The organism is Microbacterium sp. (assembly GCF_044340635.1).
Taxonomy (GTDB): domain Bacteria; phylum Actinomycetota; class Actinomycetes; order Actinomycetales; family Microbacteriaceae; genus Microbacterium.
Genome location: NZ_JBIITF010000009.1, coordinates 50,696 through 72,622 on the forward strand (window position 1 = coordinate 50,696; position 21,927 = coordinate 72,622).

Genomic DNA, 21,927 nt, shown 5'->3' on the forward strand with positions numbered 1-21,927 from the left:
CCCCGATCCAGGCGGAATCGGTTCCCGCGCCCGTGCCGACGTCAGCACCGGTGCCGCGCCGTGACGTGGCATCCGGTCGCCCGCGACGACCCGTCGTCGTCAGCCGTCGTGCTCGCCGCGGCGCACCCGACGGGTCTGCTGTACGGGCGCTGCCGCCGGATACCCGCCGAGCAACGGTGAGCTCGCTTCGCCCTTCTCGGGTGTCGAGCGTCCGTCGTCCGGCTCGCGGGGGCCCGTCTCGCGGGGGCCCGACGCCGACGATGCGGGTCCGCCCCGTCGCGCGACGCGCCGTTCTTTAGCCCCTTCGACCAGGTTGTAGAGGGTCGGCAGGACGAGGAGCGTCAGCACGGTCGACGAGACGAGTCCGCCGATCACCACGATCGCGAGCGGCTGGGAGATGAACCCGCCGTGTCCCGTGATGCCCAGGGCCAGCGGCAGCAGCGCGAAGATCGTCGCCAGTGCGGTCATCAGGATGGGACGGAGGCGACGCGCGGAACCGGCGATGGTCGCCTCGTAGGCGCTCAGCCCCTTCTCTCGGTACTGGTTGACCAGGTCGACGAGCACGATGGCGTTGGTCACGACGATCCCGATCAGCATGAGCACTCCGATGAGCGACGCGACCCCGAGCGGCACCCCGGTCACGATCTGCAACAGGATCGCTCCCGTGGCGGCGAACGGCACGGACACCAGCAAAAGAAGCGGCTGTCGGAGGGACTTGAACGTCGCAACCATGATGATGTAGACGATCAGGATCGCCGCGAGCAAGGCAAGACCCAGCTGCGAGAACGAGTCCTGCTGCTGCGAGATGACTCCGCCCACCTCGGCGTCGGCACCCACGGGCAACTCGATGTCGGCGATGGCTTCGTTGACCGATGCCGACGCGGCATTCAGGTCATCGGTCGATGGGGTGACGGTGACCGTCGCGGTGCGCTGCCCGCGCTGGGTCGTGATCGAGGTGGGTCCATCCGTCTCGTCGACCGCGGCGATTTCGTCGAGACGCACCGGTCCGGCCGCCGTCGGCACCTCGAGCGCCCGCAGCTCATCGAGGGTGACGGGCGAAGCGGATGCCGCGAGATACACGTTCAGAGCGGTGTCGTCGATCTCGATCGACCCGATCGACTGGGGCTGCATGGCGCCGGATACGAGGGCTCCCACGGCCACTTCGGACAGTCCGCGGGCCGCAGCGGCATCGCGGTCGACCACGACGGCGATGTAGGGCAGCGACGCGGAGAGGTTGCTCGTCACTTGGCCGATGCCGTCCCGGCCGTCGAGGGCGGTGACGACGTCGGCCGTCGCCTCCTCGAGCGTCGCCCGGTCGGGAGCACTGACGTCGATCTCGACGTCGCTCGACCCGAAGCCTCCACCCGACCCCGCGACCGCGATATCTCCCGCGCCCTCGAGGTCGGCCAGCGTCGACTGGACGCGCTCACGCAGCTCGACCTGATCGACGTCCGAGTCGGTGGTGATCGAGTACGTGATCCCGGCGCCGCCGCCCGAGAAGGCATCGCGAAGGGCCGATCCGCTCGACCCGATCGAGAGCTGGACGATCTCGATGCCGTCGATCGCCAGAAGCGCCTCTTCGACCTGCACTGCCGCGACATTCTCGCTGTCGAGGCTCGCTGCCGGGCCCAGGTTCTGGGTGACGGTGAAGGTGTTCTGTCCGGAGTCGCCGAGGAAGTTGGTCTTCATGAACGGTGCCGCCGCGGCCGTGCCGCCGAGCACGACCAGCGCGAGCAGCAGAGTGACCCACGAGTGCTTCAGCGTCCACGAAAGGATCGGCAGGTAGGACTTCTGCAGGCGCGTGTGCGGTGCGGTCGGCGACTCGGGATCGACCGCCACGCCGTCGGCGTCGAGCAGCGCTTTACCCGGGCGCAGGAACCAGTAGGCCAGGACGGGCACGATCGTCAGGGCGACGAATAGCGAAGCGAGCATCGCGATCGTCACCGTGAGGGCGAACGGACGGAAGAGCTCACCGGTGACATCACCGACGAACACGATCGGCAGGAACACCGCGACGCTCGTCAGGGTCGATGCCGTGATGGCCGCCGCGACCTCGCGCACCGCCAGCAGGATCGACGCGGTCTTGTCCGCGTCGCCCACGTAGTGCCGCTTGATGTTCTCGATCACGACGATCGAGTCGTCGACGACACGCCCGATCGCGATCGTCAGAGCACCCAGCGTGAGGATGTTCAGCGAATAACCGAACGCCTGGATGCCGATGAACGTGATGAGCACGCTCGTCGGGATCGAGATCGCGGTCACGAGAGTCGAGCGCACCGACAGCAGGAACACCAGGATCACCAGGACGGCGAACACGAGCCCGAGCAGCCCTTCTTGTGCGAGCGACTCGATCGATTGCTGAATGTACGGGGCCTGGTCGAACACGACGGTGAAGGTCGGCCCGCCCAGGCTCTGCTCGATCTCCGGCAGCAGCGCAAGCACGCCGCGCGATACGTCCACGGTGTTCGCCGCGGGCAGCTTGGTGATGGCGATGGTCAGCGCCGGCTCACCGTCGACGCGCGAGATCGAGGTGACCGGATCGGTGTCTTCGACCACGGTGGCGACGTCGCCGATCGTGAGCGTCTCGGCACCGAACTGGTCGGCGCTCGTGGGCACCAACGGCAGCGCGGCGAGCTCGTCGACCGTTGTGATCTTGACGCCGGTCTGGACCGTCAGCGTCTGATCCGCCTCCGTGATCTGGCCGCCGGGAAACAGCACGCCGTTCTGATCGAGGGCGTCCCGGATGGCCTGCTGTGTGAACCCGGCGGCGGCGAGCGATGCCGTGTCCGGCGTGACGGTGATCCTCTGCCCGATCCCGCCGACGATCTGCGCGGCGTTCACGCCGTCGACATCCTCGAGGTCGGGAATCACGCTCTGTTCGAGCTGAGCCTGGATCGAAAGCGGGTCATCGAAGCCGGTGACGGCCAGCTGGATGACGGGGAAGTCATCGAAGCTGGCGGCGATGACATTCGGTTCGATCGACTCGGGCAGCTGCGCGATGCGGTTGATCGCCTGGGTGATCTTCTGTTCGGCCGTTGCGAGGTTCGTGCCGTACGTGAACGACACCGAGATGATCGAGGCGTTCGTCGTGCTCGTCGCGACCGTCGACTCGAGCCCCTCGATGCCTTGGATCGCGGTTTCGATCGGCGTCGAGACATCCGTGTTCACAACCTCGGGCGAAGCACCTGGGTATGCCGTGACGATGGCGAGTTGGGGGAACTCGATCGACGGGATGAGCTCTTGCTTGAGGCTGGTGAGCGCCAGCCCGCCGAACACCGCGGCCACGATCGTGATCAGAGCGATGAGCGCGCGGTTCTTCAGGCTCAGGATGGCGAGATTCGACACGGTCGGCCTTCAATGAGAGATGGCGCGGACACCGAGCCGGAGTCCGGAGAACGATACGCGAACGTATCCTGCTCAGTATCTCATCCGCCGGGGGGCACCTAGCCGGTGAGCAGCTCCCGAATGGCCGTCTCCGGTGCCACGTGCAGATCCAGCAGACGCCCCTTCTCGTAGGCCCGAAAGACTCGTGGATCGATATAGCTCCCGCGCGCAACCGCGGGGGTGTTGCCCAGCGACTCGGCCGTAGCCCGAACCGCGAGTTGCTCGGCACGTTTCCGGTCGGTTCTCGTGTCGACCGGCCCGATGCGCGCAAGTGCTTCGGCAGCCAGGATCGTTCCACGGAGGGTGCGGAAATCCTTGGCCGTGAACGATCCCCCGGTCAGGGCGCGCACGTGAGCGTTGACGTCGCGCGGGGTCAGCGCGATCCGCCGCCTTCCTTGCGCGTAGGCCAGCAACGGTGACCGTGGCCGACCCACGTTGAGCTCGCTGATGACCGCCGCGAGATCCGCATCATCCACATCGATGAGGGCCTGCTTGCCACTTTTGGCGGGAAAAGACAGGGTGACGACAGTACCCTCGACGGTCGCGTCCTTTCGGATGAGCGTGGTCAGCCCTCGGCTACCGTTCGCCTTCATATAGCGGGCGGACCCCACCCGGGGAGCCGCCTGGTCGAGCAGCCGGAACGCCGTGGCGAGCACGCGCTCACGATCGAGCGCCTCGCGTCGCAGAGCAGTCGTCACGCGCGCCCGCGCGCGCGGGATGACCTCTGCCAGTTGCAGCGCTCGCGCGAACTTCCCGCGATCACGTGTCGAGCTCCAGGCCGGGTGGTAGAGGTACTGGCGCCGACCAGCATCGTCCGTGCCGACGGCTTGGATGTGTCCGCGCGCATCACGGGCAATCCACACATCTCGCCATGCGGGGGGGATGACCAGCGCGTCGATGCGCGCGATGTCGCGCGCGTCGGCGGGCCTGCCCCGATGATCGGCGTAGCGGAATCCGGAACCGGAGCGGATGCGTCGCAGTCCCGGATCATGAAGCGGTTGCACGCGCACGAGCCGACGCGCATTGGCGCTCACTACTCGTCCGTTCGCCACCGACCACACTCCCCACCCCGCCGATCGCACACCGCGACCCAGACCCTGATCGAGACAGCCGAAACCGCTCCAACGGAAACATAGCCCCTACGCGAGTGCGGAAACGGGGACTTGACACGGAGCTCTCGTCACCGCGCAGGTGCCGAGACCTGGCACCTGCGCCCCGCGCTTCCCCGCTCATCCGACACTCCGCCTCGCGGCTACCACCGTTCGCGAGGGCTCGTCAAGCCCCTCGCACGCCACCCGACTTGCCCCTAGCGTCTTCACAGTGCCACCCGCACCTCGTCCGCATGTGTCCGCCGTTCAGAAGCCCGGCGCACGTCCGATCGGACAAAACACAAAGGAGTATCACCATGAACCTCGCAGCCCTCATCATCATCATCATCGCGGTCGTCCTCGCCATCACCGGCGGCATCTGGTCTGCAGCCAACTGGCTGATCTGGGTCGCCATCGTCCTGGCCGTCATCGCACTGATCATGTTCCTGCTCCGACTCATCACGGGTCGTAGCAAGGTCTAGCCTGTCCGGCCGCGCGCGTTTCGGGTGCGTGCGTCGGCCTTCCCCCGCGGATGCCGCGGTCCAGCTTTCGCGCTGGACCGCGGCATTCGTTCTTTTCGGCTACAGTTCGCGCTCCGCATAGGCGTGCAACGCAGCGCGGACGAACTCCGCCCCCGCGCTGCCACCGGCCGCGGTGGCGTAGTTCGCCCCGAACCGCGGGTCGGCAACGTACATGTCGCCGAGGCCCGTGACGTATGCCCGCATGTTGGCACCGGACGGGGTGCCGGGAACGCTGGCCAGCCACCGGACGTGTCGTTCGGCGAGCGCCAGTGCGGCGGGCGAGTCGGACTCAACACCGCTCTCGGCGGCGGCGATCCAGGCGCGCGCCAATTCCGCGGCGCGCTGTTGCCACCCGATCTTCTCGTCGGCGGACATCCCGCGCCACCACGCATCACTGCGCGCGTACGCGTTGGCGCCCCAGCGGGTCTCGACCTCGTCGCGATACGCCGTGTGGTCGAATCCATCGAACATCGTGTTCATCATCATCTCCTCACCTCCTCTCAATGCGGTGATCGTGTTCTCGACGGCGGCGATCTGCCGCGTCAGTCTGTCGCGCTCCGCCTGAAGCGCCGCCACGTGCTCCTCCAGCGCGTCTGCAGGGGCTGTGCCCTCCGTGTGGTCGAGGATCCGGGCGACACCAGGCAAACCGACTCCGAGGCGGCGCAGCACCAGAATTCGCTGCAGCCGGAGCAGACCGGCGCTGTCGTAGATCCGCTGTCCGCCCGAGGCGACACGGACCGGATGCAGCAGCCCTACAGCCTCGTAGTGTCGCAGCGCACGGCTGGTCGTTACGGCGCTTCTGGCCACCTCTTGAATGGACCATTCCATCTGTCTGCCCCCTTCGCCGACTCACGCTAGGGGTTGACGCCGCGTCAATGTCAACCTGAACGCTCGCCACACGCACCATTACATGTGGCGGACAACTCTGGGCAGACACGATATATCGTGTTATTCTCGAACTCACGATATATCGTGTCTTCGAACGCAAGGAGCGTGCCATGACATTGGAAAAGTGGATCATCCACCCCGGCGAATCGCGCGTGATCGACATCGAGTCCGTCAGCAAACTCAAGGTCGGTCTCGTCGGCGGTCAGATCGACGTGATCGCCCACGACGAACCCGGCATTCGCATCGAGGTCCACGCGGTCACCATCAAGGACCTGCGCATCGAGGCGACCGGCGACACGATCGAGATCGATCACCCGCAGCTGCGATGGGACAACTTCCTCGAGGTCTTCCGCAACTTCGGTGCCGGAGGGCCCAAGGCCGAGATCAGCGTCGCCGTACCGCGCAAGATCGCGCTCAACCTGGGTGTCGTCTCGGCGAGCGCTCTCGTCGCCGGCCTCGAGAGCGACGTGCGACTGAACACGGTTTCAGGCGACATCATCGTCGACGGGCTCACGGGCGACCTGCAGGTGAACGCCGTCTCGGGTGACGTGCAGGCGCACGAGCTCGTGGGTGCACTGAGCGCCAACAGCGTCTCGGGCGATGTGGCCGTGACGGGCACAATCCGGAAAGCCACCGTCGACACCGTCTCGGGCAGCGTCATGCTGGACACCGCTGGGCCCATCCATCAGATCGGTGTCAACACCGTCAACGGCAACGCCACGGTGCGCCTCGATCAGTCTTTGGCGGCCAACTACGTCGCGCGGAGCGTCAGCGGTCGCGTGCAGGTCGACGGCGTTGTGCGCTCCGGCTCCGGTCCGACGAACTTCACCGGCTCGACGGGAGAACTGAGCGGGTCGTTCGCAGACATCCGCACCAACACGGTGTCGGGTGACGTGACCGTGCTTCGCCGGTCGGTCAGCGAATCTGCTCCGGCCGTCGATGAGGCCGCTGCGGACCACGACCACGATGTCGATGTCGATGTCGAGGACGCACGATGAGTCCCGTCTTCTCGCACGGCGATCTCCGCCTGTACCTGCTCAACCTGCTCGACGAGGCACCGCGCCACGGTTACGACATCATCCAGGCGCTCTCCGATCGCACCGGCGGCACGTACACGCCGAGCGCCGGAACGGTCTATCCGCGCCTCGCTAAGCTCGAAGAGGAAGGCCTCGTCACCAAGAGCGTCGATGGCCGCAAGACCGTCTACGAGATCACGGCGGCTGGACGCGCCGAGGTGGCATCGCGTGCGGGCGATCTCGAGGGCATCGAGGCGGGGCTGACCGATTCGGTCCGCCTGATCGCCGACGAGGTGCGTGGAAGCGTGCGTGAGGCGATGAAGAGCCTGCGCGCCGACCTAGCCGCATCGGCCCGCGAAGAGCGCGATTCGGACGCACCGTCCTCCCCCTCGGATGACCCGCGCGGGCGCAGCCGCGAACAACTCCACCGAGCCGACGCGATCGTGAACGACTTCCGCGGGCGCCTCCGCGCAGAGCTGCGGACGCACGTGGCGCGTGGTCGGGTCCTCGAGTCGGGTGTGATCGACGACCTCGCGGCGTCGGTCGAGGGCGCTCTCAGGGACCTGCGATCGGCGCTCGGCCGCTGATCCGATCGGGAACTGACAGGGCGCTCGACCAACCCGGCGAGCAAGTGGGGCGGCCTCAGCGCCGCCCCACTCTCATTCCTGGGGCCAGAGGTCCTCGTCGTCCGCCGCTGCCGTGCCGAGCGGCACGACCAGGACCGGGCGATGCTGACGATGAGCCAAGCGCGCGGCTACCGACCCGGTGAAGAACTCGCGGATCGATTCGCCGATACCGCGGTCGCGTGTGCCCACGACGAGAAGTTTGGCGTCGAGACGCTCGGCGAAGTTCTTCAGGGCGATAGCGGGATCACCGACGAGCTGACGCAACTCCCACGCGACACCCTTCGCGTCGAGCGTGTCGTGCGCGGCCTGCCTCACGGCATCGAGCTCGGCCGTTCCCGGCGTGATGTCGATATCGATCGGGGCGGAGTGCACGTAGCCATCCGGGTCTTCGTACGTCACGAAGCGCGTCATGTCGACGTGCACGATCACCAGCGGAGCGTGCATGAGACGGGCAAAGTGCGCACCCTCGCGCAGCACCCGAGCGGATTGGCCGGGCACCGCGGCGACAATGACCGCGCCGTGAAGCGCAGCGTCGCGCTCCCCGTCGCTGTCACCGTTCGAGGAATTCGGGTTGATGGCGGTCATCGCTGCTCCCTCACGGTGGCGGCGCCCCCGGCTTGCCCGTGTGCGCCCGTGCTATTCTGAATGCTACTCTTACCGGCCTCGAGCCGGTCTCGTGAATGCATCGGGCACCTCAGACATGCCCGCAGCTCTAGTCGTGAGGGGGTCTCGCATGGGTCGTGGCCGTCAGAAGGCGAAACACACCAAGATCGCTCGCGAGCTCAAGTCTTACAGCCCGTCGGTCAACTACACCGCGCTCGAACGCGAGCTCGGGCACACGAACGACGACCTGTACGTCGACAAGTGGGCGGACGAGTACGAGGACGAGAAGGCCTAGCCCTTCGTTCTCATCCTGCGTGCGTGCACAACGTCGCAGATTCCAGCGGACGACCACTGACGGACCGCGAAAACCAGAGCAATCCGGCCTGACCCAGCCGGGTCGGCGACGGTGCGCCCGGCGCCCCGGATCGGCGCGACGTCGCGCGCGGTCAGCGATTGAGCGACGCGAACTTTCGGACCGACAGCGGCACGAAGACGATGAGCATGACCGCTGCGAATGCGACCACGTAGAGCACCGGGTGCCGCAACGGCCACGCATCCGCTGTCTCCGATCCCTCCGGCACGTTGCCGAACAGCACGCGTGCCGCCTGTACGAGCGCGGATACGGGGTTCCATTCCGCAAAGACGCGGAGCGGGCCCGGCAGGTTCTCGCTCGGGACGAACGCGTTCGAGATGAACGTGAGCGGAAAGAGAATGAGGAAAGACGCGTTGTTGATGATCTCGGGGCTGCGGACCGAGAGCCCGAGGAAGCTCATCACCCACGAGAACGCGTACGAGAACAGGATGAGCAGGCCGACCCCTGCGAGGAAGCTGACGACCGACGACTCGACACGCCAGCCGACCAGCAGACCGGTCAGCATCATCACGATCAGCGACAGCACGTTGATCACGAGGTCGCCGACCGTGCGTCCGATGAGCACCGCCGCTCCGTTCATCGGGAGCGTCCGGAATCGGTCGATGATGCCGTCCTTCAGGTCCTGCGCCATCGCTGATCCGGAGTAGGTCGAGCCGAACACGATCGTCTGCGCGAAGATGCCCGCCATCAGGAACGACGTGTAGCTCTCGCCCGGGATGTCGATCGACGAGCCGAAAACGAACGTGAACAGCAGCACGAACATGATCGGCTGGATCAGGGTGAACACCAGGATGTCGGGGACGCGCACGATCTTCTTGATGTTGCGCCACGTCGCGACGTAGCCGTCGGAGAAGAAGCGGCTGAGCGCCGTGCCGGGGATGGGCTGAAGCGAGCCGCCCGAGACCGGCGTGGTGCCGCGTGCCGTTTCGGAGGTCGTCATGCTGCCGTCTCCTCGGTTTTGGTGTCTTCGGCGGCGTGTCCGGTGAGCTGGAGGAACACGTCGTCCAGGGTCGGGCGTCGCATTCCCGCGTCGTGGAGTTCGATGCCGGCCGAGGCGACATCGGCCATGATCCTGCCGAGGGCATCCGCCCCGTCCGCAACGGGAACGACGAGGGTGCGCCCACCATCGGACACCACCGAGCCGGTCCCGTAGCGCTGCAGGACCTGCTCGACCGCGGGCGCATCCGCTTCCTGCACGAAACTGATCGCCACCCGCTGTCCCCCGACCGACGACTTGAGCTGGTCGGCCGTGCCCTCGGCGATGACCCGACCGGTGTCGATGATCGAGATGGAATCGGCGAGCCGGTCCGCCTCTTCCAGGTACTGGGTCGTCAGCAACACCGTCGTTCCGCCGGCGACGAGCGACTCGATCACGTCCCACAGCGCGAGCCTGCTCCGCGGGTCGAGTCCGGTCGTCGGTTCATCCAGAAACAACACGGGCGGATTGATCACGAGCGCGCCGGCCAGGTCGATCCGCCGCCTCATGCCGCCCGAGAATCCTTTGACGGGACGATTCTGGGCATCGACCAGGTCGAACAGTTCGATGAGTTCGCGCGCCCGCTGTGACGCTCGCTTGCGACCGAGGTGATAGAGCAGCCCGACCATCAGCAGGTTCTCGAAGCCGGTGAGATTCTCGTCGACCGCCGCGTACTGTCCGCTGGCTCCGCTCATTCGGCGGACGCCCTGCGGGTCGGCGAGGACGTCGATGCCGTTGATGCGCGCGGCGCCCGAGTCCGGTCGGATCAGGGTTGTCAGGACCTTGACGGTGGTCGTCTTGCCCGCTCCGTTGGGTCCGAGCAGCGCAGTGACCGTGCCCTCGGGCACTGTGAGGTTCAAGCCGTCGAGTGCCCGCACCTCGGGGGCACCCTTCGGCTGGTACGTCTTGACGAGATCACTCGCCTCGATGAACGCCATGCGCGCGAGCGTACTCCGGGACGCCGACATCGAGGTAGCCGCGGTGTTTCGACTTCGCGAAGACCGGCACTGAGCAGGGAAACCAGTCGAAGTGTCGCGGGGCGACCGGCGGTCAGGAGGTCTGTGAACCCTCGACCCACGCCAGGTACTCGTCCGACACCGTGCCCGTGACGTAGCGGCCATCGAAGCAACTCATATCGAGGTCGGTGACATCGGACCCCTCGAGGATCGCCGCCTTCAGGTCGTCGACCTCCTGGTACACGAGGTAATCGCAACCGAGTTCTTCGGCGATCTCGGGAATCGTCCGTCCGTGCGCGACGAGTTCCTGACGCGACGGCATGTTGATGCCATAGACGTGCGGGTACCGGACGGGCGGGGCGGCGGAGGCGAACGTGACCGTTTTGGCCCCGGCATCCCGTGCCATCTGGATGATCTGCTGGCTTGTCGTACCGCGCACGATCGAGTCGTCGATCAGCAGCACGTTCTTGCCCTTGAATTCGCTCGACATGGCGTTGAGCTTCTGCCGCACGCTCTTCCGGCGCACAGCCTGTCCCGGCATGATGAACGTCCGCCCGACGTAGCGGTTCTTGTAGAAGCCCTCGCGGTACTCGATGCCGAGTTTGCGGGCGACCTGCATGGCGGCGGGGCGCGACGAATCGGGGATCGGCATGACGACGTCGATCGTCCCGGTCGGGGTGTACTTGGCGATCGTGTCGGCGAGGCGATCGCCCATGCGTAACCGCGCCTCGTACACGGAGATGCCATTCATGATCGAGTCGGGACGAGCGAGGTAGACGTACTCGAACGAGCACGGTGCCAGCTGTGTGTCCGCCGCGCACTGACGCGTGTGCAGATGCCCCTCGAGATCGATGAACACGGCCTCGCCGGGCATCACGTCGCGGACGACGTCGTAGTCGCCGTTCTCGAGCACGAGGGACTCGGAGGCGACCATCCATTCGTAGCCGCCAGCCTCCGTCTTGCGCGTGCCGAGAATCAGGGGACGGATGCCGAAGGGATCACGGAACGCGAGCAGCCCGTGACCCGCGATCAGCGCGATCGTGGCGTACGACCCCTCGACGCGTTCGTGCACGCGAGAGACGGCCTGGAAGATCTGGTCGGGGTCGAGGTCGAGCCCCGAGATCGACGCCTGCAGCTCGTTCGCCAGAACGTTGACCAGCAGCTCGGTGTCGGAGGTCGTGTTGAGGTGGCGGCGATCCTTCGAGAACAGCTCTTCCGTGAGCTCGCGCGTGTTGGTCAGGTTGCCGTTGTGCACCAGGACGATGCCATAGGGCGCGTTGACATAGAAGGGCTGCGCCTCTTCTTCATTGCCGGCGGTGCCCTTCGTGGCGTAGCGCACGTGACCGAGCCCGATCGTGCCGAGCAGGGCACGCATATCGCGGGTGCGGAAGGCCTCCCGCACCTGTCCGCGCGCCTTGGCGAGGTGGAAGATGCCGCTCGGTTCGGCCGTCGCGATGCCCGTGGAATCCTGGCCGCGGTGCTGCAGGAGCAGCAGGGAGTCATAGATCTCCTGGTTGACCGGCCCCTGGCCGACCATTCCGACGATGCCGCACATGGGTTTTAGTTCGCTCCATCCGCGTAGGAGCCGACGAGACGGACGGCGCCGCCGTCGACCCCCTTGGCTCCCTGTTCGAAGTCTCCCTCGGGCAGCGCGTCGTCGCGCACGATACCCACGGGCCAGGCCGCGATGCCGTCGCGACCGAGTTCCGCAATCGCAGCGTCGGCCTGATCGGCGGCGACGACCGCGAGGAATCCGATGCCGAGGTTCCAGGTGCCCTCGGTCTGCTCGAGCGTGATCCGCCCCGCATCGGCGAGCACGCGGAAGACCGGCGGCGGCGACCAGGTCGAGCGTTCCACGTCCACCCACGTTCCCTGCGGAAGCACACGTGCGAGGTTCGCGGCGATGCCGCCACCCGTGACGTGACTGAGGGCGTGTACTCCCGCGCCGGGGCGCAATTCGTCGACGAGTCGCAGGAGCGGGGTCGTGTAGAGGCGGGTGGGCTCGAGGAGCGCCTCACCCCACGACACGGCCGTTCCAACGTCGGCGGCGCTGTCGGTGTACGAGATCCCGCGGTCCGCGATGATGCGGCGGACGAGCGAGAAGCCGTTGGAGTGAAGGCCGCTCGAGGCCAGCGCCAGCACGACGTCGCCCGCGGCGATGCGCTCGTGCCCGAGAACGTCCGCGGACTCGACGACGCCCGTCGCGGCGCCCGCGATGTCGTAGTCGTCGTCCGCCAGCAGGCCCGGGTGCTCTGCGGTCTCGCCGCCCACGAGCGCGGTGCCCGTCTCGGCGCAACCGCGAGCTATGCCCGCGACGATGTCGGCGATGCGCGTCGGCACGACCTTGCCGCACGCGATGTAGTCGGTCATGAACAGCGGCCGGGCACCCACCACGACGATGTCGTCGACGACCATGCCCACCAGGTCGATCCCGACGGTGTCGTGCTTGTCGATGGCTCGGGCGATCGCGATCTTGGTGCCCACGCCATCCGTGCTCGTCGCGAGAAGCGGGTGATCGAAGTCGCGAAGCGCCCGCGCGTCGAACAGACCCGCGAAGCCGCCGACGCCCCCGAGGACTTCGGGACCATGCGTTGCGCGCACCGCTGACTTCATGAGTTCTACGGCGAGATCGCCTGCCGCGGTGTCTACTCCGGCGGCGGCGTAAGGATTGAGCGAGGCTGAGGCCACCCGCACAGCCTACCGGCCCGTCCGGGGCGACGGATCCGGTCGCCAGGGCGGGCACCAGCGGTCGAGGGGCGGGGGGACCGCGACCTACAATGTCGGCATGCCCAGCGCCGCAGGTCCGGAGTGGGTGATCCGCGAGGATGCGAACGTCGCGGTCATCCTGGCCCTTGCGCTGCGCCAGCTCGTGGGCGTGCGCTGGCCCGACGAGCTGCCGCCCCTGCGCGGGCTGCCGTCCAACGACATCGAACGCGACGAGGCGGAGCAGTCTCGGCTCGAGCGACAGTGGCGCGAATACTGGGCGATGACCGTCGAGCCGCAGGCTCACCCCGCTTCGGGTCCCCTCGACCTGGTCGACGGGTTCGAAACCTACGTCGCCCTCCCCGTGGAAGGGTTCGACGACCTGCGGGCGGCCATCGCGTCCCACACGAGCGCCGTCGCATTCGCACGGGCGGCGCACGAGCGCCACGCCGGCGACTCGCTCGGAAGGTCAGGGGTTTCGTACCGCGCCTACGCGGGCGCTATCGCCCAGCACGAACGCGAGGTCGGGCGGCGCGCACACGCTTTCGAACTCAACGTGCAGGTTCTTCCGCTCACCCAACGCGGGGTCTGGTGGATCGGGTCGCTCACGATCGCCGTGACGGACGGACTGCGCAGCGACGTCGTCGCTTTCGACGCCGCGATCCACCCGATCATCGCCGAGCTCGCGTAGACGCTGCCTCAGAACGGGGGCGGATCCGTGTTCGGGGTGAAGTGAATTGCCGGCGGCGGTTTGTCGATATAGACGTGACCACCCGGCGACGTCCATTCGAGGACCCCGCCACCGAGTTGCCGGACCGTCCAGGCTGTTTCGCCTTTCAATGTGTGGTGTCGTTTGCAGAGGCAGGCGAGGTTGCAGACGCTTGTCTCGCCGCCGAGGGCATAGTCGAGGGTGTGATCGCGGTCACACCGGTGCGCGGGTTGCCGACATCCAGGGAACCGGCAGTGCTGATCCCTCGCCCGCAGGAACCGTTTCATGTCCGCGGACGGGGTGTAGCGATCGACCGCGAGCACGCACCCGGTGATCGGGTCGGCCAAGACTCGGTCCCACCCGGTCGCGTGACCGGCGAGCTGGCGGGCGGTGACTGGGTCGATGGGGCACCGCCCCACGAGTTCCGCGGGCTCATCCGTCACGCCCGCCAAAGCCAACGCGGGTACCGTGACGTTCACGATTGCGCGGATCGTCCCCAACCCGCCCTGGCCATCCGATAGTCCGGCCCCCATGTCGACGGACGGGACCGTGGTCAGCACCATGTCAGCCACCAGGTCTGCACGGATCTGATCCAACGTGCGGCTGTCGGCGGGGTCGGCGTCCTGGATCGCTCGGGCCTGCTGCGTGATGCGGTCGTGCATCGCGTGCGCCAATACCGCGGGTTGGGTGGAGATGAACTCTGCCATGCCGTCGCCGATGTCCCGCACGCACGCGCCCCGCGACGCCCGTGCCTCCTTGTGCCGCTCCGCCAACGGACGCGGCTGCAAAGACTCCGCCAGCCGCGCGAGCGATGCCCCGAGTCGCCCGGGCGTTGTTTCCTCCGCCCGGATCAACGCTGCCGTCTCGAACATCGCCCGCGCCTCAGGATCCGTCACCGGCAGTCCGTGTTCCATGATCACCGCAACATGGCCGCCTCCGATTCGTCCCTCGTCCCACGCTGCGAACGTGGCAGGAAAGGACTCCGCCAACACCGCGGCATCGTTCATGCGGCGTTGCACGGTTCTGTCGGACATGTTCGCCGCAGCAGCCATCTCCGCCGCCAAAGAACGGAACGGCAGCTCAGCCTCGCGTGACGAGGGGGAGGCGAGTTCCGCGACCCGCTGCATCCCTTCCGCGGCTGCTTCTGCGAAGACGCGGGCCAGCGCGGCCTGCCCCTGCTCGGCCATACGCACCGCCTCAGCGCAGCGGACCGCGAAGTCCCGTGCCTTGGCGTCAACATCGCGAGTCATCGAATGCATGTTCGAAACTCTACAGACGACCACCGACATCCACGGCTCAAAAAACCCCCGAATCACGCCGAAACCGGAACGGAAAATGAGAGCTTTTCCATCTCGAAAGCAACGGTCGAATCGACCCAGAGCGCCGCGTCGAGAGATCAGTCGACGACAGTCTCGTGATCGAAGCTCACGGTGCGGGCTCGGCGGCGCGAGGCGCGATCGAACAGCAACGCGGCGACGCCCCCGACGGCCAGACCGACGGCGACGCCGACCAGGGCGAGGAATCCGAAGACCTGCGTGGGCGAGTACGTGACCTCGGTCAACGGGCTCGTCGCTTCTCCACCGTTCACGAAGGTGAGGATGAGGGCGACCAAGACCCCGAGCAGCGCGCCCACCGTCAGGAAGACGCCGTACTTGGGCGCCCGGCGCACGCGCCCCTCGACGATTTCGTTACTCACCCCTCCATTGTCGCACCTACACGGACGGTGCGGCCTGGTCGCGTGAGCCCGGTCCGGCACAGGGATCAGGGGTTGAGGGGCAGCAGGTTCGCGAGGTCCGCCCGACTGCCGGAGGCGTGCACCCGGCCGGAGGCCACCGCGTGGGGCCATGTCTCCGCTCCGGTCGCGAGGGCGATCCACGTGGCGGCATCCGTCTCCACCACATTCGGTGGTGTGCCGCGCGTGTGCCGCGGACCCTGCACGACCTGCACAGCGCCGAATGGCGGGATCCGCACCTCGACCGTGTTGCCCGGCGCCTTCTCGGTGAGCAACTGCAGCAGGTAGCGGACGGCCGTGGCGAGGTCGGTGCGGGCGGGGGTTCCCGCATCCCGCACGGCGGCGAGCGCGGCTCGGCCGACCTCGGTGGTGATGGCGCGCGGCATGTGTCCACGGTAGCCCGTTCGCTATTCAGTCTCTGGGATAAGCCAACCCGAGCCGGCCCCCGGAAACAGGGCCCTTCGCGCTGGTTCCCCTCACGGAGAGACTGAATACCCAACACGCGCGTCCGTCTGAGCGGGACACAAGAGCGGGACATCCCAGCGCCGGGCAGTGCGTGGATAGGCTGGGCGGGTGCGTATCCTCGTCCTCGGTTCCGGTGCCCGCGAGCACGCCATCATCCTGTCCCTGCAGTCCGAGGGGGTCGGGCATGAGATCTTCGCTGCGCCGGGCAATGCCGGCATCGCCCGTGACGCCACGATCGTCGCCCTCGATCCCGTGGTTCCGGGCGCGGTCACGGACTTCGCCAACGACGAGGCGATCGACCTGGTCGTGATCGGCCCCGAGGCTCCGCTCGTCGCGGGAGTCGCCGACGCGTTGCGCGAGCGGGGCATCCCCGTTTTCGGACCGGGCAAGGCTGCGGCACAGCTCGAGGGTTCCAAGGCCTTCGCCAAGCGCGTCATGGAGGCGGCGGGTGTTCCCACCGGTCGAGCGCTGCACGCGCGGACTCCGGACGAGGTCGGTCACGCCCTCGACACCCTCGGCGCACCTTATGTCGTCAAGGCCGATGGCCTCGCGGCGGGCAAGGGCGTGCTGGTCACCGACAACCGGGCCGCCGCACTCGCGCACGCCGAGTCGTATCTCTCTCAGGGCGCCGTGCTGGTCGAAGAGCACCTGTCCGGCCCCGAGGTCTCGCTCTTCTTCATCTCGGACGGCGACACCGTGCGCGCGCTCAGTCCCGCGCAGGACTACAAGCGCGCGCTCGACGGCGACGCGGGACCCAACACCGGGGGCATGGGAGCCTACTCGCCGCTCCCCTGGCTGACGGAGCGATTCGGCGGCGAGGCCGAGTTCGTCGAACTCATCACGCGCGAAGTCGCCCTCCCGGTCGTCAAGCACCTGGATGCCGAGGGCACTCCCTTCATCGGACTGCTCTACGCCGGGCTCATCGTCACCGAGGGCGGTGTGCGCGTCATCGAATTCAACGCGCGGTTCGGCGACCCCGAGACCCAGGTGGTGCTGCCGCGACTCGTGAGCCCGCTCTCCGAGCTGCTGATGGCCGCCGCCTCGGGCACGCTCGAGGACGTCGCCCCGCCCGCCTTCGCCGAGGCGGTCGCGATCACGGTCGTCGTCGCCAGCGAGGGCTACCCGGCGGCGCCCGTGACGGGACGGCCGATCGGTGGACTGGATGCCGCGGCATCCGTCGACGGTGTACACCTGGCTCACGCCGCGACCGCGCAGGACGGCGGCGGTCTCATCGCGACAGGTGGCCGCGTCGTTGACGTCGTCGCCCTCGGGACGACGTTCGCTGAGGCCCGCTCCCGCGCCTACGAGGCCGTCGACCTGATCGCGCTCGAGGGGTCGCAGCACCGCACGGACATCGCCGCCGGCGTCGTCGAACGCTGAGCCCGCGCCAACAGCACGTCCACGGGATAATGGTCGCGTGACCCCCACCTCTGATCTTCCCGGCTGGCGCCATGTGTACTCCGGAAAGGTGCGGGACCTGTACGTCCCGGCGGACACACCGGACGGCGCTGACGCAGAACGGATGCTGGTTGTCGCATCCGATCGCGTCAGTGCCTTCGACTTCGTCCTGTCCCCGGGCATCCCCGACAAAGGCGAGCTGCTGACCACGCTGAGCCTGTGGTGGTTTGACCTGCTCGCGGGTGGTGACGGCGGCCCGCCCATTCCGAACCATCTCGCCCCCGAATCGGCCCTGTCGGATGAGGACGAACCCGTGCGACGGATCCCGGCCGAGGTGGCGGGGCGCGCCATGCTGGTGCGACGTCTCGACATGCTGCCGATCGAGTGCGTCGTTCGCGGCTACCTGACGGGCTCGGGATGGGCCGAGTACCGCGCGTCCAGCACGGTGTGCGGCATCCCCCTTCCCGCGGGACTGCAGAACGGCGACCGCCTGCCCGAGCCGATCTTCACGCCCGCGTTCAAGGCCGAGCTCGGCGAGCACGACGAGAACATCAGCTTCGAGCGCACGGTCGAACTGGTCGGCGAGCGGGCGGCGAACGCCCTGCGCGACGCCTCGCTCGAGATCTACGAGCGCGCAGCGCGCCGCGCCGCCCAGCACGGACTGATCCTGGCCGACACGAAGTTCGAATTCGGCACCGACGCCGAAGGTGTGCTGCGCCTGGCCGATGAGGTGCTGACGAGCGACTCCTCGCGCTACTGGGACGCGGAGGCGTGGGAGCGCGGCGGGACGCCGGACGAGCGGATGGCGAGCTTCGACAAGCAGATCGTGCGCGACTGGCTCGCGGCCCACTGGGACCGCACGGGCGAACCGCCGGAGCTGCCCGACGAGATCGTGGTGCGCACGGCGGACCGCTACCGCGAGCTGCTGTCGCGACTGACTCGTTGACCGACGGGCGAGGGCCCTGAGGGGCGAGCGGATCCTCGGCGCACGCGGGAATGACGCTCTCGGTGCACCGGTTGTACGTGCGCATGGATGAACATCGGTCGGCCTCGCCCGGCAAGACGGTCGACAAGATCGCGAACGACACGTCGATGGGCGCGGTGACGCTCCTCGTCGGGGATCTCGACGCGATGACCCGGTACTACCGAGACGTGGTCACTCTCGAGGTGCTCTCCTCCGAGGGCCCGACCGTCACCCTCGGCCGGGCGGGACGACCGATCATCGTGCTCCGCTACGAGCCGGCCCTGCGGCACGCTGCTCCGGGTTCCGCGGGGCTGTACCACACGGCCATCCTGTTCGAGACGCAGACCGCACTGGCTGCGGCGCTCTATTCCGTCGCCCGGCACGCCCCGGGTACCTTCACCGGCTCCGCGGATCACCTGGTCAGTCAGGCCTTCTACTTCACCGACCCCGAAGGCAATGGCATCGAACTGTATTGGGATCGCGACCGGACCGACTGGTCGTGGGTGCACGGACGGATCGAGATGGGGACGCTGTACCTCGACCCGAACGCGTTCCTCGGCGAGCATCTGACCAAGGAGGCGGCGGATGGTGCGACCGCCCGGGACGCGGCATCCGTCGGTCACGTGCACCTCTCGGTCGGTGACGTCGAGACGGCGCAGGAGTTCTACGTCGGCCGACTGGGGTTCGACACCACGATCCGGCTGGGTGACCAAGCCCTGTTCGTGAGTGCCGGCGGTTACCACCACCACATGGCGATGAACGTGTGGGGCTCACGCGGCGCCGGTCGACGCGGTCCCGCCCTCGGCCTCGGCCGCATCGATCTGGCCATGCCCGACGCCGATGCCCTCGGCGAACTGTCCGAGCGGCTCGCCCACTACGGCACCCCGTTGCGCAATGACGGGCGCTCGGTCAGCTTCGAAGATCCCTGGGCGAACGAGCTGAGGGCGAGCGCTCCCCCCGCCTGACGCGACCGGTCAGGCCCCGGCCGCCCGCATGGACACGGAGTCGCGGATGACGAGCTCGGTGTTCAGCATCGTGACCCGCGGCGGGTCACGATCGGCGAGCAGGTCGAGGAGCACGTCCGCCATCCGCTCGCCCTGGCTGAACGAGGGCTGGCGCATAGTCGTCAGACGGGGCGTGACCGATGACGCGACGGGTGAGTCGTCGAATCCGATGATCGCGATGTCCTGCGGTACGTGGATGCCCGCGCGGTTCAGGATCGCGAGAGCACCACGCGCCATCAGGTCGCTCGCGACGAAGAGCGCATCGGGAAGGTCGCCCGCCGCGAGTATCCGCTCTATCGCGGCCGCGCCCCCGTCTGCGGTGAAGTCCCCGTCCTCGATGGGACCGGGCTGCAGGCTGGCTGCTTCGAGCGCCGCGTGGAACCCCTCGAGCCTGTCGATGCCCGCGGGCATCGTCAGCGGGCCCGTGATCGTGCCTATGCGCTGGTAGCCGCGCTCGATGAGGAACTCCGTGGCCTCACGACCCCCGCGCACGTTGTCCACATCGACGTAGTAATCCCGTTCGCGCGCGCGCACGGGACGTCCGCCGTATACGACCGGCACGACGGCCGCGATGCGATCGATGAAGGTGTCGCTCGTGTGGTGCGACACGATGATCGCCCCATCGACGCTGCCGCTGCGGAGGTAGCTGGTGGTCTTGTCGCCCGGGTCGTCGCTCGCGATGAAGAGGTTCAAGACGTAGTCGGACCTGCTGATGCGGGCGTTGATGCCCGAAACGATGGCGGCGAAGAACGGGTCGCCGAAGAAGCGGGTCGTCTCTTCGGGAACGACCAGCGCGATGGCATGGGTCTGCCGGGTCGCGAGCGATCGGGCGGCGCGATTGGGGACGTAGTTCAGGTCGCGGATGGCGCTGTTGACGGCCTCGAGCGCCGCGGGACTGACGGATGTCGAGCCGTTCACGACGCGCGAGACCGTCGACCGCGAGACACCTGCTGCGGCGGCGACTTCTTCGATCGTCGCGGCGCCGCTGGCCGAGCGAGTACCGATATCGACCATGTCGTGCCTTCTTCCGCGGATCTACCCGGCCGCGTCGGTGAGCGCCGTGCCATCGTCCAGCGCGCGCGCGGCGATGATCCGAGAGTACTCCCGGCCGCTGTCCTTGATCGACCGCTCCTGCGTCTCGTAGTCGACGCGGACGATCCCGAACCGCTTCTCGTACCCCCATGCCCACTCGTAATTGTCGAGAAGCGACCAGTAGAAGTAGCCGCGAACGTCCACTCCCGCCTCGACCGCATCGAGGGTCGCGCCCAGGTGCGCTCGCACGAAATCAGCACGGTCGTGGTCGTGCACGCGCACCTCGCCGTCTTCCCGCGCCGGCTCGTCGTCGTAGGCGGCGCCGTTCTCTGTGACGAACAGTGCCGTCCCCGATGGTTCGGCATACTCCTCCCACACACGCACCAGTAGGCGGGTCAGACCCTCGGGCTGCACCTCCCAATTCATCGGCGTGCGAGGAAGCCCGCGGTCGTGCCAGAAGATGTTCTCGGATGACGGGAAGGGTGACTGGGTGCGGCGGTCGGTGGGCGCATCGCCGGGCGTCGGCGGGATCACGGGAGGCTGACCCCCGACGAGCTCGCCGTGATAGTAGTTGACGCCCAGGGTGTCGATGGGAGTGGAGATCGTCTCGAGGTCGCCCGGCAGGATCGCCGCCCTCAGAGCATCGTCGGCGATCTCGTCGAAGATGTCCTGCGGATAGGCGCCTCGGAAAATCGGATCGAGGAACCACCGATTGAATTGCCCGTCGATGCGCCGCGCGGCATCGAGATCGGCCGGATCGGCGGAGTCGACAGGATCGGCCACCGTGAGGTTCAACGTGACACCGAGGTTCAAGGACGCATCCCGCGCTCGCAGCTCGCGCACCGTCTGTCCGTGGCCGAGCAGAAGGTGGTGCGCAGCGAGCATCCCTTCCGTCTTGCTGTAGTGACCGGGAGCATGGATGCCCGCGGTGTAGCTGAGGAACGACGAGCACCACGGCTCGTTGAGCGTCGTCCAGACGTTGACCCGGTCGCCGAGCGCATCGTGCATGTCGAGGGCGTACTCCGTGAAGCGTTCCGCCGTCTCGCGAACGGTCCAGCCGCCCCGGTCCTCGAGCGCCTGCGGCAGGTCCCAGTGATAGAGGGTCAGCCAGGGCAGGATGTCGGCGCCGAGGAGCTCGTCGACGAGTCGCTTGTAGAAGTCGACGCCCTGCGGGTTCAGCGGTCCGCCGTCGGGACGAACCCTCGACCACGAGGTCGAGAAGCGATACGTCTGCAGTCCCATGGACTTCATGAGCGCGACGTCATCCCGGTAGAGGTTGTAGTGATCGCAGGCGACGTCCCCGTTGTCGGCGTTGATCACCGCGCCGGGAACCCGCGCGAACGCGTCCCAGATCGAGTCACGGCGGCCATCATCGTGGGCCGCACCCTCGATCTGATAGGCGGCCGTCGCCGCCCCGAACAAGAATTCGGGGGGGAACGAACGCTCGGTGTTCAGAGCCATGCTCATGGGGGCCTTCCTGATATCGGTG

The 21,927-nt window shown here is 67.5% G+C and carries 21 protein-coding genes; 8 read left to right on the forward strand and 13 right to left on the reverse strand.

Annotated elements, in window-relative coordinates:
* Positions 1-99 precede the first annotated feature (99 nt).
* Both ACIQ0W_RS09460 and ACIQ0W_RS09465 read right to left on the reverse strand, forming a co-directional pair.
* Positions 100-3,345, reverse strand: coding sequence for an efflux RND transporter permease subunit (locus ACIQ0W_RS09460; protein WP_396642552.1), 3,246 nt, complete (start codon positions 3,343-3,345; stop codon positions 100-102).
* 98 nt (positions 3,346-3,443) lie between these two features.
* On the reverse strand, positions 3,444-4,418 hold the full coding sequence (locus ACIQ0W_RS09465) for a DNA topoisomerase IB (RefSeq protein ID WP_396642553.1): 975 nt from the start codon (positions 4,416-4,418) through the stop codon (positions 3,444-3,446).
* Positions 4,419-4,789: 371 nt separating this feature from the next.
* Between ACIQ0W_RS09465 and ACIQ0W_RS09470 the strand changes: the two genes are divergently transcribed.
* A complete protein-coding gene (locus tag ACIQ0W_RS09470; protein WP_181003470.1) occupies positions 4,790-4,954 on the forward strand; it encodes a hypothetical protein in 165 nt (54 codons plus the stop codon).
* A 99-nt stretch (positions 4,955-5,053) separates the two neighbouring features.
* Here ACIQ0W_RS09470 and ACIQ0W_RS09475 read toward each other — a convergent pair whose 3' ends face one another.
* Positions 5,054-5,821, reverse strand: a complete 768-nt coding sequence (locus ACIQ0W_RS09475; RefSeq protein ID WP_396642554.1) for a MerR family transcriptional regulator — start codon at positions 5,819-5,821, stop codon at positions 5,054-5,056.
* A gap of 170 nt (positions 5,822-5,991) precedes the next feature.
* On the opposite strand from ACIQ0W_RS09475, the gene ACIQ0W_RS09480 reads away from it, so the two are divergent.
* Both ACIQ0W_RS09480 and ACIQ0W_RS09485 read left to right on the forward strand, forming a co-directional pair.
* Positions 5,992-6,879 (forward strand): DUF4097 family beta strand repeat-containing protein, encoded by an 888-nt coding sequence (locus ACIQ0W_RS09480; protein ID WP_396642555.1) that lies wholly within the window; start codon positions 5,992-5,994, stop codon positions 6,877-6,879.
* The gene (locus ACIQ0W_RS09485; RefSeq protein ID WP_036298114.1) at positions 6,876-7,484 is read left to right on the forward strand and encodes a PadR family transcriptional regulator; all 609 of its coding nucleotides are present in this window, start codon (positions 6,876-6,878) and stop codon (positions 7,482-7,484) included. Before ACIQ0W_RS09480 ends, ACIQ0W_RS09485 begins: the two co-directional genes overlap by 4 nt.
* Before the next feature lie 72 nt (positions 7,485-7,556).
* On the opposite strand, the gene ACIQ0W_RS09490 is transcribed toward ACIQ0W_RS09485, so the two are convergent.
* Positions 7,557-8,108 carry a universal stress protein gene (locus ACIQ0W_RS09490; protein ID WP_396642556.1) on the reverse strand — a complete coding sequence of 184 codons (552 nt, stop codon included), beginning with the start codon at positions 8,106-8,108 and terminating at the stop codon, positions 7,557-7,559.
* 148 nt (positions 8,109-8,256) lie between these two features.
* Here ACIQ0W_RS09490 and ACIQ0W_RS09495 point away from each other — a divergent pair, with 148 nt between their 5' ends.
* Positions 8,257-8,421 (forward strand): DUF3073 domain-containing protein, encoded by a 165-nt coding sequence (locus ACIQ0W_RS09495; RefSeq protein WP_081766276.1) that lies wholly within the window; start codon positions 8,257-8,259, stop codon positions 8,419-8,421.
* Positions 8,422-8,572: 151 nt separating this feature from the next.
* Here ACIQ0W_RS09495 and ACIQ0W_RS09500 read toward each other — a convergent pair whose 3' ends face one another.
* The 4 genes from ACIQ0W_RS09500 to purM form a co-directional block, all read right to left on the reverse strand.
* Positions 8,573-9,439: an ABC transporter permease gene (locus ACIQ0W_RS09500; protein ID WP_396642557.1), complete on the reverse strand. Its 867-nt coding sequence runs from the start codon at positions 9,437-9,439 to the stop codon at positions 8,573-8,575.
* Positions 9,436-10,413, reverse strand: coding sequence for an ATP-binding cassette domain-containing protein (locus ACIQ0W_RS09505; RefSeq protein ID WP_396642558.1), 978 nt, complete (start codon positions 10,411-10,413; stop codon positions 9,436-9,438). The genes ACIQ0W_RS09500 and ACIQ0W_RS09505 overlap by 4 nt, the downstream gene beginning before the upstream one ends.
* A gap of 112 nt (positions 10,414-10,525) precedes the next feature.
* Entirely contained in the window at positions 10,526-11,986 is a 1,461-nt protein-coding gene (gene purF, locus ACIQ0W_RS09510; RefSeq protein WP_304689492.1) for an amidophosphoribosyltransferase, read from the reverse strand.
* A gap of 5 nt (positions 11,987-11,991) precedes the next feature.
* Positions 11,992-13,119: a phosphoribosylformylglycinamidine cyclo-ligase gene (gene purM, locus ACIQ0W_RS09515; RefSeq protein ID WP_304689494.1), complete on the reverse strand. Its 1,128-nt coding sequence runs from the start codon at positions 13,117-13,119 to the stop codon at positions 11,992-11,994.
* A 97-nt stretch (positions 13,120-13,216) separates the two neighbouring features.
* Here purM and ACIQ0W_RS09520 point away from each other — a divergent pair, with 97 nt between their 5' ends.
* Positions 13,217-13,825 (forward strand): zinc-binding alcohol dehydrogenase, encoded by a 609-nt coding sequence (locus ACIQ0W_RS09520; protein ID WP_304689496.1) that lies wholly within the window; start codon positions 13,217-13,219, stop codon positions 13,823-13,825.
* A gap of 8 nt (positions 13,826-13,833) precedes the next feature.
* Here the strand turns inward: ACIQ0W_RS09520 and ACIQ0W_RS09525 are convergent, their stop codons facing one another.
* The 3 genes from ACIQ0W_RS09525 to ACIQ0W_RS09535 all read right to left on the reverse strand — a co-directional run bounded on the left by ACIQ0W_RS09525 (position 13,834) and on the right by ACIQ0W_RS09535 (position 15,961).
* Entirely contained in the window at positions 13,834-15,102 is a 1,269-nt protein-coding gene (locus ACIQ0W_RS09525) for a DUF222 domain-containing protein (protein WP_396642559.1), read from the reverse strand.
* Positions 15,103-15,239: 137 nt separating this feature from the next.
* The gene (locus ACIQ0W_RS09530; protein WP_396642560.1) at positions 15,240-15,539 is read right to left on the reverse strand and encodes a potassium transporter Trk; all 300 of its coding nucleotides are present in this window, start codon (positions 15,537-15,539) and stop codon (positions 15,240-15,242) included.
* Positions 15,540-15,604: 65 nt separating this feature from the next.
* The gene (locus ACIQ0W_RS09535; protein WP_396642561.1) at positions 15,605-15,961 is read right to left on the reverse strand and encodes a sterol carrier family protein; all 357 of its coding nucleotides are present in this window, start codon (positions 15,959-15,961) and stop codon (positions 15,605-15,607) included.
* Positions 15,962-16,148: 187 nt separating this feature from the next.
* Here ACIQ0W_RS09535 and purD point away from each other — a divergent pair, with 187 nt between their 5' ends.
* From purD to ACIQ0W_RS09550, 3 genes are all read left to right on the forward strand, one after another.
* Complete coding sequence (gene purD / locus ACIQ0W_RS09540; RefSeq protein WP_396642562.1) at positions 16,149-17,420, forward strand: phosphoribosylamine--glycine ligase; 1,272 nt, start codon at positions 16,149-16,151, stop codon at positions 17,418-17,420.
* A gap of 37 nt (positions 17,421-17,457) precedes the next feature.
* Complete coding sequence (locus ACIQ0W_RS09545; protein WP_396642563.1) at positions 17,458-18,384, forward strand: phosphoribosylaminoimidazolesuccinocarboxamide synthase; 927 nt, start codon at positions 17,458-17,460, stop codon at positions 18,382-18,384.
* A gap of 83 nt (positions 18,385-18,467) precedes the next feature.
* Entirely contained in the window at positions 18,468-19,367 is a 900-nt protein-coding gene (locus tag ACIQ0W_RS09550) for a VOC family protein (RefSeq protein WP_396642564.1), read from the forward strand.
* Between the two features lie 9 nt (positions 19,368-19,376).
* Here ACIQ0W_RS09550 and ACIQ0W_RS09555 read toward each other — a convergent pair whose 3' ends face one another.
* On the reverse strand, positions 19,377-20,420 hold the full coding sequence (locus tag ACIQ0W_RS09555) for a LacI family DNA-binding transcriptional regulator (protein WP_396642565.1): 1,044 nt from the start codon (positions 20,418-20,420) through the stop codon (positions 19,377-19,379).
* Positions 20,421-20,441: 21 nt separating this feature from the next.
* The gene (locus tag ACIQ0W_RS09560) at positions 20,442-21,905 is read right to left on the reverse strand and encodes a GH1 family beta-glucosidase (protein ID WP_396642566.1); all 1,464 of its coding nucleotides are present in this window, start codon (positions 21,903-21,905) and stop codon (positions 20,442-20,444) included.
* Positions 21,906-21,927: the final 22 nt, after the last annotated feature.